The sequence below is a fragment of the Pacificimonas aurantium genome, from assembly GCF_020092905.1.
GTDB classification, from domain to species: Bacteria; Pseudomonadota; Alphaproteobacteria; order Sphingomonadales; family Sphingomonadaceae; genus Pacificimonas; species Pacificimonas aurantium.
On sequence record NZ_JAGSGB010000003.1, the window covers coordinates 154,801 to 170,474 of the forward strand.

At 64.0% G+C, this 15,674-nt stretch carries 16 protein-coding genes; 5 read left to right on the top strand and 11 right to left on the bottom strand.

The genetic code is table 11. The annotated features are described in order from the left end of the window. Positions 1–6: 6 nt before the first annotated feature. On the bottom strand, positions 7–138 hold the full coding sequence (locus KCN53_RS16075) for a hypothetical protein (protein ID WP_263435130.1): 132 nt from the start codon (positions 136–138) through the stop codon (positions 7–9). A 76-nt stretch (positions 139–214) separates the two neighbouring features. Next, complete coding sequence (locus KCN53_RS13830; RefSeq protein WP_088713635.1) at positions 215–1,006, bottom strand: SDR family oxidoreductase; 792 nt, start codon at positions 1,004–1,006, stop codon at positions 215–217. A gap of 104 nt (positions 1,007–1,110) precedes the next feature. Here KCN53_RS13830 and KCN53_RS13835 point away from each other — a divergent pair, with 104 nt between their 5' ends. After that, the gene (locus KCN53_RS13835; RefSeq protein WP_088713634.1) at positions 1,111–2,319 is read left to right on the top strand and encodes a PLP-dependent transferase; all 1,209 of its coding nucleotides are present in this window, start codon (positions 1,111–1,113) and stop codon (positions 2,317–2,319) included. Further along, positions 2,316–2,702, top strand: coding sequence for a hypothetical protein (locus tag KCN53_RS13840; protein ID WP_088713633.1), 387 nt, complete (start codon positions 2,316–2,318; stop codon positions 2,700–2,702). The genes KCN53_RS13835 and KCN53_RS13840 overlap by 4 nt, the downstream gene beginning before the upstream one ends. On the opposite strand, the gene hslO is transcribed toward KCN53_RS13840, so the two are convergent. The 4 genes from hslO to KCN53_RS13860 all read right to left on the bottom strand — a co-directional run bounded on the left by hslO (position 2,699) and on the right by KCN53_RS13860 (position 6,620). Further along, complete coding sequence (hslO, locus tag KCN53_RS13845) at positions 2,699–3,601, bottom strand: Hsp33 family molecular chaperone HslO (protein WP_088713632.1); 903 nt, start codon at positions 3,599–3,601, stop codon at positions 2,699–2,701. The two genes, KCN53_RS13840 and hslO, sit on opposite strands and share 4 nt — an antisense overlap. Further along, positions 3,601–4,527: an ornithine carbamoyltransferase gene (argF, locus tag KCN53_RS13850; RefSeq protein WP_088713631.1), complete on the bottom strand. Its 927-nt coding sequence runs from the start codon at positions 4,525–4,527 to the stop codon at positions 3,601–3,603. Before argF ends, hslO begins: the two co-directional genes overlap by 1 nt. A 1-nt stretch (position 4,528) precedes the next feature. Beyond that, complete coding sequence (locus KCN53_RS13855; protein ID WP_088713630.1) at positions 4,529–5,731, bottom strand: aspartate aminotransferase family protein; 1,203 nt, start codon at positions 5,729–5,731, stop codon at positions 4,529–4,531. 79 nt (positions 5,732–5,810) lie between these two features. Then, entirely contained in the window at positions 5,811–6,620 is an 810-nt protein-coding gene (locus KCN53_RS13860) for an ABC transporter permease (RefSeq protein WP_224199740.1), read from the bottom strand. Between the two features lie 102 nt (positions 6,621–6,722). Here KCN53_RS13860 and KCN53_RS13865 point away from each other — a divergent pair, with 102 nt between their 5' ends. After that, positions 6,723–7,454, top strand: coding sequence for a GcrA family cell cycle regulator (locus tag KCN53_RS13865; protein WP_088713628.1), 732 nt, complete (start codon positions 6,723–6,725; stop codon positions 7,452–7,454). 67 nt (positions 7,455–7,521) lie between these two features. Here KCN53_RS13865 and KCN53_RS13870 read toward each other — a convergent pair whose 3' ends face one another. From KCN53_RS13870 to KCN53_RS13880, 3 genes are all read right to left on the bottom strand, one after another. Beyond that, positions 7,522–7,884, bottom strand: a complete 363-nt coding sequence (locus KCN53_RS13870; RefSeq protein ID WP_172406325.1) for a bactofilin family protein — start codon at positions 7,882–7,884, stop codon at positions 7,522–7,524. Further along, positions 7,874–8,947: a M23 family metallopeptidase gene (locus KCN53_RS16200; protein WP_224199742.1), complete on the bottom strand. Its 1,074-nt coding sequence runs from the start codon at positions 8,945–8,947 to the stop codon at positions 7,874–7,876. Before KCN53_RS16200 ends, KCN53_RS13870 begins: the two co-directional genes overlap by 11 nt. 203 nt (positions 8,948–9,150) lie before the next feature. Continuing rightward, the gene (locus tag KCN53_RS13880) at positions 9,151–10,890 is read right to left on the bottom strand and encodes a PHA/PHB synthase family protein (RefSeq protein WP_088713757.1); all 1,740 of its coding nucleotides are present in this window, start codon (positions 10,888–10,890) and stop codon (positions 9,151–9,153) included. A 206-nt stretch (positions 10,891–11,096) separates the two neighbouring features. Here KCN53_RS13880 and KCN53_RS13885 point away from each other — a divergent pair, with 206 nt between their 5' ends. Further along, the gene (locus KCN53_RS13885) at positions 11,097–12,293 is read left to right on the top strand and encodes an LL-diaminopimelate aminotransferase (RefSeq protein ID WP_088713756.1); all 1,197 of its coding nucleotides are present in this window, start codon (positions 11,097–11,099) and stop codon (positions 12,291–12,293) included. Here KCN53_RS13885 and KCN53_RS13890 read toward each other — a convergent pair. After that, on the bottom strand, positions 12,262–13,059 hold the full coding sequence (locus KCN53_RS13890; protein ID WP_317988434.1) for an EAL domain-containing protein: 798 nt from the start codon (positions 13,057–13,059) through the stop codon (positions 12,262–12,264). The genes KCN53_RS13885 and KCN53_RS13890 overlap by 32 nt on opposite strands. Positions 13,060–13,234: 175 nt before the next feature. Here KCN53_RS13890 and KCN53_RS13895 point away from each other — a divergent pair, with 175 nt between their 5' ends. Continuing rightward, entirely contained in the window at positions 13,235–14,524 is a 1,290-nt protein-coding gene (locus tag KCN53_RS13895) for a homoserine dehydrogenase (protein ID WP_088713625.1), read from the top strand. Here the strand turns inward: KCN53_RS13895 and KCN53_RS16205 are convergent. Continuing rightward, positions 14,490–15,590 (bottom strand): mechanosensitive ion channel family protein, encoded by a 1,101-nt coding sequence (locus tag KCN53_RS16205; protein ID WP_088713624.1) that lies wholly within the window; start codon positions 15,588–15,590, stop codon positions 14,490–14,492. The genes KCN53_RS13895 and KCN53_RS16205 overlap by 35 nt on opposite strands. Positions 15,591–15,674: the final 84 nt, after the last annotated feature.

Genomic DNA, 15,674 nt, shown 5'->3' on the forward strand with positions numbered 1-15,674 from the left:
CTTCTCTCAGTCGCTCTTTTCGCGCGGATTGGGCACGAAGTTCCGCTGCTGCTGCGGCTTGCTGCCGTCGGAGCCCTTCTTCGGATCCGGCGTCAGCTTGCCCGGCGGAGTCGTTTGATCGGTTTTGCGGTCGCTCATGCGGGCCTCTCCCAATGGGTTGTTTTTCCTGCCATTCAACGGCGGAAGAGGCCCGAAGTTTCGTGTGTGGGCGGCCTCAGCTGGGGCCGGCGGTTGGCAGTGCCGCGTGGACCAGCCCGCCATCGACGACGACCGTGTGGCCGATGACATAATCGCCCGCGCGCGAGGCCAGATAGATGGCGGCCGCAGCCATGTCTTCGGCTTCTCCGATACGGCCGGCGGGAATGCCGCCCGAGAGCGCATCGCCGTGGTCGCGCGCCGCGCGGTTCATGTCGCTGGCGAAGGCGCCGGGGGCGATGGCGTTCACATAGACATTATCGGAGACCAGCCGGGCCGCCATGCGCTTCGTCAGCTGGATGACCGCCGCTTTCGATGCCTGATAGGAGTAGGTTTCCATAGAATTCAGGCGCATGCCGTCGATCGAGGCGATGTTCACCACCTTTGCAGGTTCCTGCGAACTGGCCGCGGCCGTCAGCGGGCCGTGAAGCGCCTTCGTCAGGAAAAAGAGCGACTTCACGTTCAGGTCCATGACCTTGTCCCAGCCCTGTTCGGGAAACTCCAGATAGTCGGCGCCCCACGCCGCACCGGCATTGTTGACGAGGATGTCGAGCTTGTCTTCCCGCTCGGCGATTTCTTTCGCCAGCCTTTCACAGCCTTCCAGCGTGGAGATGTCCATCGGGATCGCAACGACGCGGTCTCCCATCTCCTCTGCAGCGGCGGTCACCTGCTCGATCTTGCGGGCAGTGATGTAGACGCGCTTTGCGCCTGCGCCGAGGAATCCCTCGACGATCATGCGGCCGATACCGCGCGAGCCGCCGGTGACGAGAGCGGTCTTGCCTTCGAGACTGAAGAGCGAATTGACGTCCATGATACATACCCCTTTTGGAATGACGTGGCCTCCTAGTCGAGGCGGATCGGCCGCTACACCTAGCGCGATTGACCGTCACGTCGACCCAAGGCAGCTAGGGCGCCATGAAACCGAAGACCGGCACCGATAGAGATACCACCCGAAGCTGGCGCCCAGCGACCCAGCGCGTGCGCGGCGGCACCATGCGCAGCGAGTTCGGCGAGACCTCCGAAGCGATCTTCCTGACCTCGGGCTATTCCTATGACGAGGCGGAGACCGCAGCGGCGAGGTTCCGGGGTGACGATCCCGGAATGACCTATTCGCGCCTTCAGAACCCGACCGTGGCGATGCTGGAAGAGCGCTTGTGCCTGATGGAAGGCGCCGAAGCGTGCCGCGTGCAGGCGAGCGGCATGGCCGCGATGACGGCCGCGCTTCAATGCCAGCTTTCCGCCGGCGACCATGTCGTGTCCGCCGGGGCCCTGTTCGGCTCCTGCCGCTGGCTGATGACCGACCTTCTGCCGCGCTTCGGCGTCGAGGTTACCATCATAGATGGCCGCGATACCGACGCCTGGGCTGCCTCGGTCCGAGAGAATACCAAGGTCTGCTGGCTGGAAACACCGGCAAACCCGACGATGGACATCGTCGATATGCGCGCAGTGGCGGATATTGCGCATGACGTCGGGGCGCGGCTGGTCGTCGACAATGCCTTCGCGACGCCCATCCTGCAGCGGCCGCTGGAATTCGGCGCCGACATCGTGACCTATTCGGCGACGAAGATGATGGACGGGCAGGGCCGGGTTTTGGCCGGGGCGGTCCTGGGAAGCGAGGAGTTCGTGAACGACGAACTGTTGCCGTTCCAGCGCAACACCGGACCGAACCTCTCCCCGTTCAACGCATGGGTTGTCCTGAAAAGCTTGGAAACGCTCGACCTGCGCGTCCGGTATCAGTCGGAGAACGCGAAGACGGTTGCGGCCTTCCTGGACGAACGCATTCCCACATTGCTCTACCCGGGGCTATCGAGCCATCCGCAGCATGACCTGGCGATGCAGCAGATGTCGGCCGGCGGAACGATCATGTCGCTCTTTCTCGACGGCGGCCGCGAGCAGGCCCATGCATTTCTTAATGCGCTCGAGCTGATCGACATCTCCAACAATATCGGCGACAGCCGTACGCTGATGACGCATCCGGCGTCCACGACCCATTATGGGGTCGGCGAGGAAGGCCGCGCCGAGATGGGGATTACCGAGGGGATGCTGCGCCTCTCCATCGGCCTGGAAGATCCGCTCGACCTGATCGACGATCTTGACCGGGCGCTGGCGAAGTCGGGGGTATGAGCCCGCGCGTCATACAGCGGTGTCTCGCGCTGATCTTCCTGCTCCTGGGCGGCTGGTGCCTGCTGTTTCCAGGCGTGGTCGAAGAGCTGTCGCTGCGACCGGACTATCGCCACAACGACGCGACGACGAACCTGCTTCTGGGATGTTTCGGCGCTCAGGCGATGCTTTGCGGCACCGTCATCTGGTTCGCCGAATTCAGGGCAGTGACCTTCCTGGTCTTCGGGATCGTCGGCTCGGTGCCCTTCTTTGTCTTTAACTGGTATTTCCTGTTTCAGCGCGAAATGTTCACCCTGTGGATGCTGCTCGATTTCGCGGGAAATCTGGGCATTCTGGCATGCGGGATCGCGGGATGGCGCCTAATGCGCCGCGAACAGGCCGGCTAGACGCGGACCGCGAACTGACGCGAGCAGAATTCGCAGTCCACGCGAACCAGCCCATCTTCGTCCCGGATCTCGGCTTTCTGGTCGCCGGGCAGGGTGGAGAGCCGTTCTTCGATCATCGGGACCGAACAGCGGCATCCGCGGGAAATGGGCACCGGAGGAATGATGCGGACCTCGTCTTCGTTGAACAGCCGCCACAGCAGTTCGGGGAAGGTGAGGCCGGGATCGGACAGTTCCTCCGCCGTGACGGTCGATCCGAGCGCTTCCAGATGAGCCCAGTCCTCGCGCTCATTCTCGACGTGCAGGCGGGGGCCGCCCTCTTCCTTGCGGCCGAGATGCTGCAACAGCATGCCGCCGGCGTGCCAGCCATCGGCGCCGAAGCGCACGTCGGCACGTAAAATCGTCGGAATCTGTTCCGAGGACTGGAAATAGCGCTCGGCGGCTTCGGCAAGGGTGTCGCCCTTCAGGTCGACGATACCCTGATATCGCTCCCGTCCGTCGGACGGGTCGATCGTGACGGCCAGATAGCCCGTTCCGAAAATCTCCGACAGCGGCGCGCCCTCGGGCAAATCCGCGGCCTCCGGCTCGAAGCTGAGATAGCCGCGCACTTCGCCCGCCCGGTAGTCGCAGACCAGGAGGTCGACCAGGCCGCCCTCGGCGCGGGCCTGGACCGTCGTCTGCCCCTCATTTCCTTTCAGCGCGGAGCCGATCAGTCCCGTCAGGATGATTGCCTCGCCAAGGAGTTTCGCAAGTCGCGGCGGATAGTCGTGCGCGGACAGCACGACGTTCAGCGAGTCGCCCAGGCGCATCAGGCGCCCGCGGCCCGACCGGGCCGGGATGGTGAAGCCAAGGACGATATCCTCGGTCCGCTGGTCCAGTTCTATTCCGCCCGCAAATTCCATCAGAGCTTGCCCAGACACCAGAGCAGGATGGCCTTCTGCGCATGGACGCGGTTCTCTGCCTCGTCGAAGACGGCGGAATTCGGTCCGTCGATTACGGCATCGACGACTTCCTCGCCGCGGTGGGCAGGCAGGCAGTGCAGGAAGGTCGCATCCGGCGCTGCTGCGGCCATGACCTCCTCGGTCACCTGATAGGGCGACAGTGCGACCAGCCTGCGATTGCGGTCCTTGTCGCCCATCGACACCCAGGTATCGGTCACTACCACGTCGGCCCCATGCGCCGCTTCGAGCGGATTTCGCACGACGTCGATCTTTCCCCCGCGCGCTTCCGCGGCGGCCGCATAGGCGGGGTCGGGGTCGTAGGCGGCAGGGACCGACAGTCGCAGCGTGAAGCCGAACAGTCCGGCCGCTTCGATCAGCGACTGGCAGACATTGTTGCCATCGCCCAGCCATGCCCAGACAGCCGTTTCGACCGGAGCACCGCGGCGTTCCTCAACCGTCATCACGTCGGCGAGGATCTGACAGGGATGGGAGTCGTCGGTCAGCCCGTTGATGACGGGCACATCGGCCTTCTCCGCGAGACGAAGGAGCTTGTCGTGCCGATCCGTCCGCAACTGCACGACATCGACGAAGCGCGATAGCACGCGCGCGGTATCCTCGATCGTTTCGCCGATGCCGATCTGCATGTCGCCCGTGGCCATGGTGATCGCGCTGCCGCCGAGCTGGCGCATCGCCATCTCGAAGGACAGCCGCGTCCGCGTCGACGTCTTTTCGAAAATCGAGGCCAGGACATGTCCGTCGAGCGGAGCGTCATCGTCGGCGCCACCTTTCGGCCGGCCCGCCCGCGCGGCCTTCCGGCGGTGCGCCTCGTCGACGATCTTCCGTACCGCTTCGGGACCGAGCGGCTCGAGGTCGAGAAAATGCGGCATGTCAGGCGGGCACGTCGCCGGTCTTCTTGGCCTCGCGATAGGCGTTCGCCACCGTGGAGAGCTTTTCCACGCATTCGCGGATATGCTCTTCCTCTATATTGAGCGGCGGCAGCACCCGGACGACATTGTCGCCTGCCGCCACGAGCAGAATGCCGTACTGGCGCGCGAAGTTCACGAAGGGGCGCGAAGCCTCGGTCATACGCACGCCCAGCATCAGCCCGCGTCCCCGCACGCTTTCGAACAGGTCGTCGTGGTTCGGGATGAACTGTTCCAGCGCCTGGCGCAGCCGCTCGCCCTTCTCGCGCACCTGCTCCAGGAAGTCGGGTTCCGCCACCACGTCGAGCACGGCCTGTCCGGCGGCCATACCGAGGGGGTTGCCGCCATAGGTCGACCCGTGCGTACCTACGGTCATGCCGACGGCTGCCTTTTCGCTCGCCAGACATGCGCCCAGCGGGAAGCCGCCGCCAATGCCCTTCGCGATCGCCATGATGTCCGGCGTGACGCCATATTGTTCATAGGCGAACAAGGTGCCGGTGCGGGCCACGCCGCACTGAACCTCGTCGAAGATCAGCATCAGGTGATGCTCGTCGCACAGGTCGCGCAGGCCCTGAAGGAACTCCTGCGTGGCGGGCAGGATGCCGCCCTCGCCCTGAATGGGTTCGACCATGATGCCCGCCGTCTTGTCGCTGATCAGGGCCTTCACCGCGTCGAGGTCGTTGAAGGGCGCGTGATCGGACCAGTCGGGCAGGGGCTCGAAAGGAACCCGCAGCTTCTCGCTGCCGGTCGCCGAAATGGCGGCGATCGAGCGGCCGTGAAAGGCGTTGTTGAAGGTGATGATGCGGCTGCGGTCGGTATTTCCGGTCACATGCTGATAGGCGAGGGCGGTCTTTGCCGCACACTCGAATGCCTCGACGCCCGAATTGGTGAAGAAGACCGTGTCAGCGAAGGTCAGGTCGACGAGGCGCTGCGCCAGTTCCCACTGTCCCGGCACGGAATAGAGGTTCGAGGTATGCATCAGCTTCGCCGCCTGATCCTGGATCGTCTTGATCAGGTGGGGGTGCGAGTGGCCAAGGCAGTTGACCGCGATGCCGCTGGCGAAGTCGAGATAGCGCTTTCCATCCTTCCCGATCAGATAGGCGCCGTCGCCTTCGACGGGCTCTACTTCGCACCGGCTGTACGTCGGCATGAGCACGGGAATGGTCATGGGTGGCTGTCCTTAAAGCAGTCGCTGGTCGTTCAGGAGAGCGGATATGACTGTTCCGCCCCGGATTTCAAAGGGTGAGCTAGTTCTTGATGCGCCAGCCCACGGCAAGCAGCCAGTAGGCCAGTCCACCGAGAAGCAGGTTGAGAGCCAGAAGCACCAGCGCGCCTTGCAGCACGGGGCCGTCCGAGGTGCCGAGGAAGCCGTAGCGGAACCCGTCGATGATGTAGAAGAACGGATTGGCATGGCTGATGGTCTGGAACAGCGGCGGCAGGCGCTCGATGACGTAGAAGGTGCCCGAGAGAAGCGACAGCGGCTGAACGATGAAATTCGTGACCGCGGCGGCATGATCGAACTTCTCGGCCCAAAGGCCGGTGAGGACACCGAGAATGCCGAGCAGCATCGTTCCCATGACGCCGAAGTAGAGAATCGCCCAGGGCTCGCGGATGACCGGCTGCAGGCCTGGCCACAGCCACATCGCGCCAAAGACGGCCGCGCCCACCAGGAAGCCCCGCGTAACGGCGCCGGCAATGTAGCTGGCGAGCAGCTCTCCAGTCGAAATCGGCGGCATCAGGACGTCGACGATGGTCCCCTGCACCTTCCCGATCAGGAGGGAGGAGGAGGTGTTCGCGAAGGCATTCTGGATCATGCCCATGATGATGAGGCCGGGCGCGAGGAAGGAGTTGAAGGGAAAACCCATTACTTCGCGGTCGCCGCGCCCGAGCGCGATGGTGAAGATCGCCAGGAACAACAATGTCGTGATCGCGGGCGCCCACACAGTCTGGAGCTGCACCTTGAAGAAGCGCCGCACCTCCTTCATGTAGAGGGTAGCTAGTCCCCGCCAGTTTATGAACGGGATCAGCGGTTCGCCGGGTTCTGGTCGGCTTCTCATCGAGAGACGGTCTTGGGCCATGACGAACCGCCTAAACCTGCCCGATTTGTGCTGCAACCGGCCTTGGCCGTGACGCGGCTCACCAAAAGGAATTGCCTGAGTATGTCCTGGACCGACGAACGCATCGATACGCTGAAGAAGATGTGGGAAGAGGGCCACCCGGCCAGCAAGATTGCGGATGAGCTTGGCGGCGTCAGCCGCAACGCCGTCATCGGAAAGGCACACCGGCTGGGTCTGGAAAAGCGGCCTTCGCCCGTGAAGGCTGACAAGGCGGCGGCGGCCGCCCCCCAGCCCGCCGCTGAAAAGCCCAAAAAGGCGAAGAAGAAAAAGGCCAAGGCCGAGAAGGCGTCCGCCAAGGAGGCGAAGACGGCCGAGGCGCCCGAGTCGGCACCTTCCGAAGTCGATGCAGAGGCCGCGTCCGCGCCTGCCTATCCCTCCGACGAGCCTGCGCCGGGCGAGGATTCCTCGCTCCCGATCCAGCCGCGCGTTCCGCTGTCCAAGCGCAACGACGTCGATCAGAGTTCTACGCCGGCCCCGCGTATCCAGATTCACGACCCGCGTCCTGCGCCCCGTCCGGCTCCGAAGAAGCCGCTACGGCCTGCCCCGCGCAGCGAGAAGGTCAAGGACAAGACGTCGCTGCTCGACCTCAACGAGCGCATCTGCAAATGGCCGATCGGGCATCCGGGCGAGCCGGAATTCCACTTTTGCGGCGAAAAGTCGGAGCCGGGCTTTCCCTATTGTAACCGGCACTGCGCAGAGGCCTATCAGGCTCAGCAGCCGCGCAAGGACCGTCCCGGCCGTACGCCGATGCCGAACCTGCCGCGGCCGCGCTGACGGGCCAGCACAGGTCGAACCTTGGTAGGCGGTAGCTGCGGCTACCGTGGCCGCCGCGGCTGCGGGCTCAGCCTTCTGTATCGGAAACGAGCTTCAGCCCGTTGTCGTCGTCCCGCCGGCGCAGCGTACCGTCGGTTCTGGCGCCCGCCTCTATGGTGATCCGGTCATATTCGATCTCGCCGGACGTTATCGCGCTGGCCGCGATGACGAGCTGAGACGCGGAGATGTTTCCTTCGGTGGCGCCCGATATCTTGGCGTCGTCGGCCGTAATGTCGCCGACGATCATCCCCTTTTCGCCGACGATCAGCGACCGGCAGGTAACATTGCCCCGAACCGTTCCGTCGATGTGAACGTCACCGGCTGCCTCGATATTTCCAGTGACTTCGACATCGGCACCGAGAATCGAAAAGGCACCGGGATCAGCCGGCATCCGCTTGCTCCTGTCTGCGTTCGCCCGCTCGGTCTTGGATTTCGAGAACATGGTCGGAGGCCTCCAGGAAGGGACGCGGATTGACGGGTTTGCCATCGATCCTGACTTCGAAATGCAGGTGGGTGCCGGTGGAGCGGCCGGTCGAGCCCATGGCGCCGATCGTCTCGCCGCGGGCAACGGTATCGCCGCGACGGACGGAGGTTTCGGCAAGATGCGCATAGCGGGTCCGAATGCCGCGCCCATGATCGACGATGACGATCCGGCCGTAACCGCCCCACCAGCCTGAGCGAATGACCGTTCCGGCTGCCGCTGCGCGAATGTCGGAACGATGCGGTCCGCTGAAGTCCTGCCCCTGGTGCATGGCGGCGCGCCGGTGAAACGGGTCGCGGCGCAGACCGTAGCCGCTCGATAGTCGTCCGCCCTCGGCGGGCATGAAGGACGGAATGGAGAGAAGGGCGCGCTCGAGACGCTCCAGCTTTTCGATCGTTTCCGCGAGGCGGAGCAGATCGTCGCCGACCCCGATACCGGGAACATAGGGCCCGCCGGTCCCTTCGCCGCTGCCCGCCAGCTTGATGGGATCAAGGCCGAGGCTGGCCATGGTACGTTCGGCGCGCCGCATACGCGCGGAAGCGAGGAGATCTACCTGGCGAATGAAGGCAGTCTGGCGCTGCTCCAATGTCTTCAGGCGAGCTTCGGGCGAGTTCTGGCGGTTCGTGGAAACGGCCGCGGAGGGCGCGGTCAGCGAAGCGCCGGGTAAGTCGAAATGCTCTGCGGCGACCGCTTCCAGAGCGCGCTGCCTGGCCTCGAGATCGTTTGCCAGCGCTTCTGCCGACTTCTGCCTGCGCACGGCGCCGCGATAGGTACGCTGCGCATCCGCCAACATCGCAGCGACGCTGCTGCGTTCCGCAAGCATCGAAATTTGCGAGGCGAGAAGATTTCCCGACAGGACCAGCCAGCCGAGCAGCAGGATCGCCGTGCTGGCGGCGACCGTCTTTTGAAACCGTGCGCTGATCCTCAGAAAGCGGAGCTCTCCATCGGTACGCATGTAAAGTTCGCGGTCCACGAAAAGCGACGCGAAACGCGCGCGCAAAGACCCCCAAAGGCGAGGCGCCACAAATTCCCCCATCTGCGCGAGTCGCCCCGCGATTTCCCTGAAAAACTAGCTAGGACAGGTTCTCGTGGGCATTCAAGGCCGGGCGGCCGATTCTTTTCGGAATTCTTAGGTTTTTTGCTGCGGCGCCGTCGCTCCAGGGCATTTTCGGGCGTCTATCCGTTCCGTTCCTTCACGTAACGGCCAGGTGCCGGTTCGATGGCTTTCAGCTTGCCCGTGCCCGGCTGTCTGGCGGGCACCTTGTCTCCCGCCCGGGACGAAATCCATTCCAGCCAGTCGGGCCACCACGACCCTGGGTGCATCTCCGCTTTTTCCTGAAAGTCCTCCAGCGAAGCGGGAAGGTGGCCGTCATACACCCAGTGCTGGTATTTCTTAGCCGCAGGCGGGTTTACTACCCCGGCAATATGTCCGCTGCCGGCCAGCATGAAGCGCATCTCTCCGGAGAAGTGCTCGGTCAGCTTCCAGACCGAACGCGCCGGCGCGATATGATCCTCCTTGCCCGCCTGGATATAGGTGGGGATGTCCACCGTCCGCAGATCGATGGGCACTCCGTCGATCTCGATTCCGCCAGGCGAGGCGAGCTTGTTGTCGCGGTACAGGTCGCGCAGATAATCCGCGTGCCAGGCGGCCGGGACGTTGGTCGCGTCGGAGTTCCAGTAGAGCAAGTCGAAGGGAAAATAGTCCTTCCCCAGCAGGTAGTTGTTGACGACGTAGTTCCAGATCAGGTCATTGGCACGCAGCATGTTGAAGGTCGTGGCCATGTAGCGGCCATCGAGATAGCCGTGCTCGGCGGCGAGCGCGTCGATCATTTCCAGTTCGCCTTCATCGACAAACACCTGCAGGTCGCCTGCTTCGGTGAAGTCGACCTGCGCCGTGAAGAAGGTTGCGCTGCGGACCTTATCCGCCGTTCCCTTCGCCTCCATATAGGCCAGCACCGCCGCAAGTGTCGTACCCGCGACACAGTAGCCGATCAGGTTCGCGGCCCGCGCGCCCGTATCCTCCAGGACCTTGTCGATGGCGGTAAGGAACCCTTCCGCCACATAGTTGTCGAGGCGGACGTCCCGCAGGTTCTCGTCGGCATTTTTCCACGAGACGATGTAGACGCTCAGGCCCTGGTCGAGGCACCAGCGGATGAAGCTCTTCTCTGCCGTCAGGTCCAGAATGTAGAATTTGTTGATCCACGGCGGAAAGATCAGCAGCGGAATCTCAAAGGTCTCGGCGGTGGTCGGGGCGTAGTGGATGAGTTGGAAGAGGCGGTTTTCGAAGACCACCTGTCCCGGCGTCGCCGCTACGTTCACACCCACCTCGAACGCGTCCTCGTCGGTCATGCGCATCCGGCCGCGTTTCAGATCGTCGAGCAAATGCTCGGTTCCGCGCAGCAGGTTTTCCCCGCCCGATTCCAGCGTCGCCTGCAGAACCTCGGGATTGGTGAGCAGATAGTTGCTGGGCGACGCCGCATCCAGGAACTGCTTGGTATAGAAGATCGCCTTTTCGCGTTCCTTCCGGTCCAGTCCCTCGGCCCCTGACACCACGTCCATCAAGTATCGGCTCGCGAGCAGATATCCCTGCTTGATGAACTGGAAGGCCGGAATTTCCGTCCACGCCTCGTCCCGGAAACGCTTGTCTTTCGGCGCGTCCCGGTCCCCGCTTTCAAGTTTGGCGCCGGTCAGAAATCCCTGCCACAGGCGCGTGGCTTCGTTCACATAGTCCATCTGCATCTGCGCGAGGCGGACGGGATCGGATACGAGCGCGGAGCCCAGGTGCGGCCAGAGCTCCGCCATACCGAAGGGATCGAAGGGCATCGCGCCGAAAGAGGGCTGGTCCTCCTCGCCCGACCAGAACTCCAGCATCATCTGCTGCGCCTTTCCGGCCAGGTAGGTCATCTGTTCGAACATGGCGGTCGCGTCGGGAACGGCGGGCGCACCTCCGTCCGCCACAGGCGACGCTGGACCGGCCGAGTCCGACTTTCCCTCGCCCTTGTTCATCTCTGCCTCCCGCTTTTCTCTCGCCAAGCGCTTGCAGGAACGCTTAGTCTCCCCCATCGGCACCGATGTTCTGCGCGGTTGCCGGTGGTGTTGCAACGGAGATTCCGGCCAGGTCCATGAACGACGATTTCTACCGCATTAAGCGTCTTCCCCCCTATGTCTTCGCCGAAGTGAACCGGATGAAGGCAGAGGCGCGGGCGCGCGGTCAGGACATCATCGACCTGGGCATGGGCAACCCCGACACGCCGCCTCCGGCCTATGTCATCGACAAGCTTGCCGAAGTGGCACGCGATCCGAAGGCGCATCGCTATTCCGCGTCGCGCGGCATCGAGGGGCTGCGAAAGGCGCAGGCGCGCTATTACAGGCGGCGCTTCGGCGTCGAACTGGATCACGACAAGGAAATTTGCGTCACTTTGGGCTCCAAGGAGGGGCTCGCCAACCTTGCCCAGGCGATCACCGCGCCCGGCGACGTGATCCTGTCGCCCAATCCATCCTATCCCATTCACGCGTTCGGATTCATCATCGCGGGCGCCACCATCCGGTCGATCCCGACCTCGCCGGGACCGGATTTCTTCCAGAGCCTCGACTACCAGATGCGCTACACGGTCCCGAAGCCGACCGTGCTGGTCATCGGCTATCCCTCGAACCCGACGGCGGAGACGGTCGACCTCGATTTCTATCACGACGTCGTCAATTTCGCGCGTCATCACGGGCTGTGGGTAATTTCCGACCTGGCCTATGCCGAAATCTATTTCGACGGCAATCCGCCGCCGTCCATTCTCCAGGTGCCCGGGGCGAAGGATGTGGCGGTGGAGTTCACCTCCATGTCGAAGACCTTTTCAATGGCCGGCTGGCGCATGGGCTTTGCCGTCGGCAACCAGCAGCTAGTCGGCGCACTGACGCGGGTGAAATCCTATCTGGACTATGGGGCGTTCACGCCGATCCAGGTGGCTGCTGTGGCAGCGCTCGACGGCCCGGAGGAGGAAATCGAGAAGCGGCGCGAAATGTACAAGCGCCGCCGCGACGTCCTTGTCGAAAGCTTCGGCAGGGCGGGCTGGGACCTGCCGGTGCCGAAGGCAAGCATGTATATCTGGGCGCCCGTCCCGGCGCAGTTTGCACATCTCGGTGCGCTGGGATTTGCCAAGGAGCTGATCGAAAAGGCCGGGGTCGCGGTCTCGCCGGGCGTGGGCTTTGGCGAACGCGGTGAGAGTTTCGTGCGCATTGCCTTCGTGGAGAACGAGCAGCGCATCCGCCAGGCGGGTCGTCAGATCCGGGCGCTGTTCAAGGGCGAGGCGCGAGAGGCGGCCGAGTAGCGCTAGCTGGGCGCGCTTCAAAGGGCTGCGGAAGCTTGCCGAGCTCGGGGCGCGCGTAGAGAAAGCCCTGGTGCAAGGTGATTCCGGCGGAGGTCAGGAACTCCGCTTCGCCGGTCGTCTCGATTCCCTCCGCGATCAGGAGCGTCCCCAGCCTTGCGGCCATTTCCGACACCGACGTCACGATGGCCTGGCGCGCCCGGTCGCGGTCGATTCCGCGCACAAGGTGCATGTCGAGCTTGATGTGACTGGTTTGAAAGTCGGCAAGTAGCGACAGGCCGGCATATCCCGATCCGAAATCGTCGAGCGCGGTCTGGAAGCCGATTTCCGCATAGGTCTTCATGATGGCGCGAATGTGGTCGCTGTCCGCGATCCGCTCGGTTTCGGAAAATTCGAACATTAAGCGATGCTGCGGCAGCGCCACCTCTTCGGCGGTCTTCAGGGTGAGCTGGATGCAGGCGAGGGGGGAATAGACTGCGTTGGGCAGGAAGTTGATCGAAAGGTGAGCGTCCGTAGCGAGAATTCCGGCATCGACGGCCTGGCGGATGGCCGCCACACGGCACTGCTGGTCGAAGGCGTAGCGGTCCGCTTCGGACACATTCTCAAGGACATGTGCAGCGCCTTCGCCGTTCGGGCCCCGCACGAGTGCCTCATAGGCGAATACCTCTCGCGACGTGACGTCCACGATCGGTTGAAATGCCATTCTCAGGGCGAAGCTGGGCTGGGCGTCGCGGCAGGCCGAACATCCCTGTTTCCAGCTCTCCGTCATCGCGGCCCCCAAACATACATTAATGAAAACAAAATATTATCCGTGGAGAATTTTATAGGTCAAATTGTTTCGCAGCAGAGCTTTCGGGCCGATTGTTTCACTTCGCTCTTGAAATACCGCGCTCCATGCTTTCGGTCGCAGCCAGAGACAACGATCCCGAAGGATGCATGACCAGATGACCGAACCGCTTCGTATCGCCATTGCGGGCCTTGGCACCGTGGGAGCGGGCGTGGTGCGCCTGCTCACGGGGAATGCGGAGCTGATTACGGCGCGGGCGGGCCGCCCGATCGAGATCGTGGCCGTTAACGCGCGCGAGCGGAAGAAGGACCGCGGCGTCGACCTGACGCCCTATCGCTGGCAGGACGATCTGGGCCTGATGGCCGAAGCGGACGATGTCGATGTGGTGGTCGAACTGATCGGCGGCTCCGACGGGCCGGCCATCGCTTTCGCACGCAAAGCGCTGAAGGCAGGAAAGGGGCTCGTAAGCGCGAACAAGGCGATGATCGCCCATCATGGGGCGGAGCTTGCGACCCTCGCGGAAGAAGCGGGCAAACCGCTGAAATTCGAGGCGGCTGTCGCGGGCGGCATCCCGGTGATCAAGGCGCTCGGCGGCGGTGCGGCCGCGAACGAGATTTCCAGCCTGTTCGGCATCCTCAACGGCACCTGCAACTATATCCTCAGCGAGATGGAGCAGAAGGGCTCGAACTTCGCCGACGTGCTGAAGGAGGCGCAGGCGCTCGGCTATGCGGAAGCGGATCCGACGTTCGACATTGACGGGATCGATGCGGCGCACAAGCTCGCGATCCTGGCGAGCCTCGCCTTCGGTACGCAGATTTCGTTCGAGGAGGTGGAGACCCGCGGCATCCGCGAGATCGAAGCGGTCGACATCGAACGGGCGGCGGCGCTCGGCTACCGCATTCGCCTGGTTGGGGAGACGCGTTACGACGATGGCCGCCTGTTCCAGCGCGTGCACCCGGTCCTCGTTCCGGTGAACCATCCGCTGGCGAAGGTGGACGGCTCGCTGAACGCCGTCGTTGCAGACGGCAACTTCGTCGGACGGCTGACGTTCGAAGGCGCCGGTGCGGGTGCCGGTCCGACCGCCAGCGCGGTCGTGGCAGATATCATCGACATTGCGCGCGGCGAGTTGCAGCCCGCCTTCGGCGTTCCCGCATCGGCCCTTGCCCCTGCGGCGCCCGCCCATAGCGACGCCGGCAAGGGCCGCAGCTATGTCCGTGTGGCGGTGGCCGATGAACCCGGCGTCATGGCCGATCTTACGGCGATCCTGCGCGACTGCGATGTCTCTATCGAGAGCCTGATCCAGCGTGGCGACGCGGGCGACGGCGGCGTCTTCATCGCGATGATTACCCACGAAACGGAGCATAGCCGCCTTGCCGAGGCGGTGCGCCGCATGGCCGACTGCAAAGCCGTGCTCAGTCAGCCGATGCGGATGGATCTGCTGGACTGAGGCCGGGCGCCAGCTGGCGTTCGACTCGGTGCCGGAGGATCGCCTCCGGCATGTCGCGGCGGATGAAGTCCATCAGCCCTTCGCGCACGTCGCAGCGCAGGTCGAACAGGGTGATGGCATCGCTTGCGCTGACGACCGCGCGAACCTCCATGCTCCCGGGCTGGGTGTCGGTGACCATGATATCGGCGCGCTTGCCGTTCCAGCGCTTGTTGCTCCTGACCAGCCGTTGCAGCTCTTCGCGTAGCGGCGCCACGTCGGTCGCCGGGTCGACGTAGAGAAATACCGAACCGAACAGCTTCTCGTCCGGCCAGGACCAGCTCTCGAAGCTGTCCTCTAGGAACTTCGTCACCGGCACGACGAAGCGGCGCTGGTCCCAGCTGCGCAGGATTACGTAGGTCGTGCGAATTTCTTCGACCCAGCCCCAGCGTCCTTCGACGATGACGACATCCTCGATATGTATGGGCTCGGTCAGCGCCATCTGGATCCCGGCGATCAGGCTGCGCAGCGCAGGCTGCGCGGCGGCGCCGACGGCAAGACCCGCGAGACCGGCCGAGGCGATCAGGGTCAGGCCCACGCTGCGCACGCCGGGAATGCTCAGCAGCATAAGGGCGATGGTGATCATGACGACGACGAAGGTCGCCAGGCGCGACAGGATGCCGATGCGCGTCTGGCGGCGGCGCGCCGTAAGCTGGTCGGCCGACCGCAGACCGGTGCGCACCTGGGCCACGCCGGCGAACGCCTTCAGGATCGCGATCATGAACCACCCGGCGATGGCGGGCACCACAACGCCGCCGATACGGGCCCAGATGGCTGCCAGGGCCGGTACTTCCTGCGCCGTATAGGCGATGGCGACGGCAACCAATGCCCAGCGCAGCGGCCTGCCGATTTTCGCAACGACCAGTTCGTCGGAATCGATCGAGCTGCCGCGGGCCAGTCGGAGGAGCACCCGGTAGAGGGCGGCATGGAGGAGCAGCGCTAGCGCCACGGCAAGCGAGCCGAACAGCGCGGCACCGGCCCATTCGGTCAGCCAGCCCTCATGGGCGAATATGGTCAGGTCGGGGGTCACGCGGGCAAGGCCTTACCGGCGCACATGATGCACGCAAGGATAGTCATGAGACGGGGGCTTGCCGGGCACGCGCCGCCAGAGATC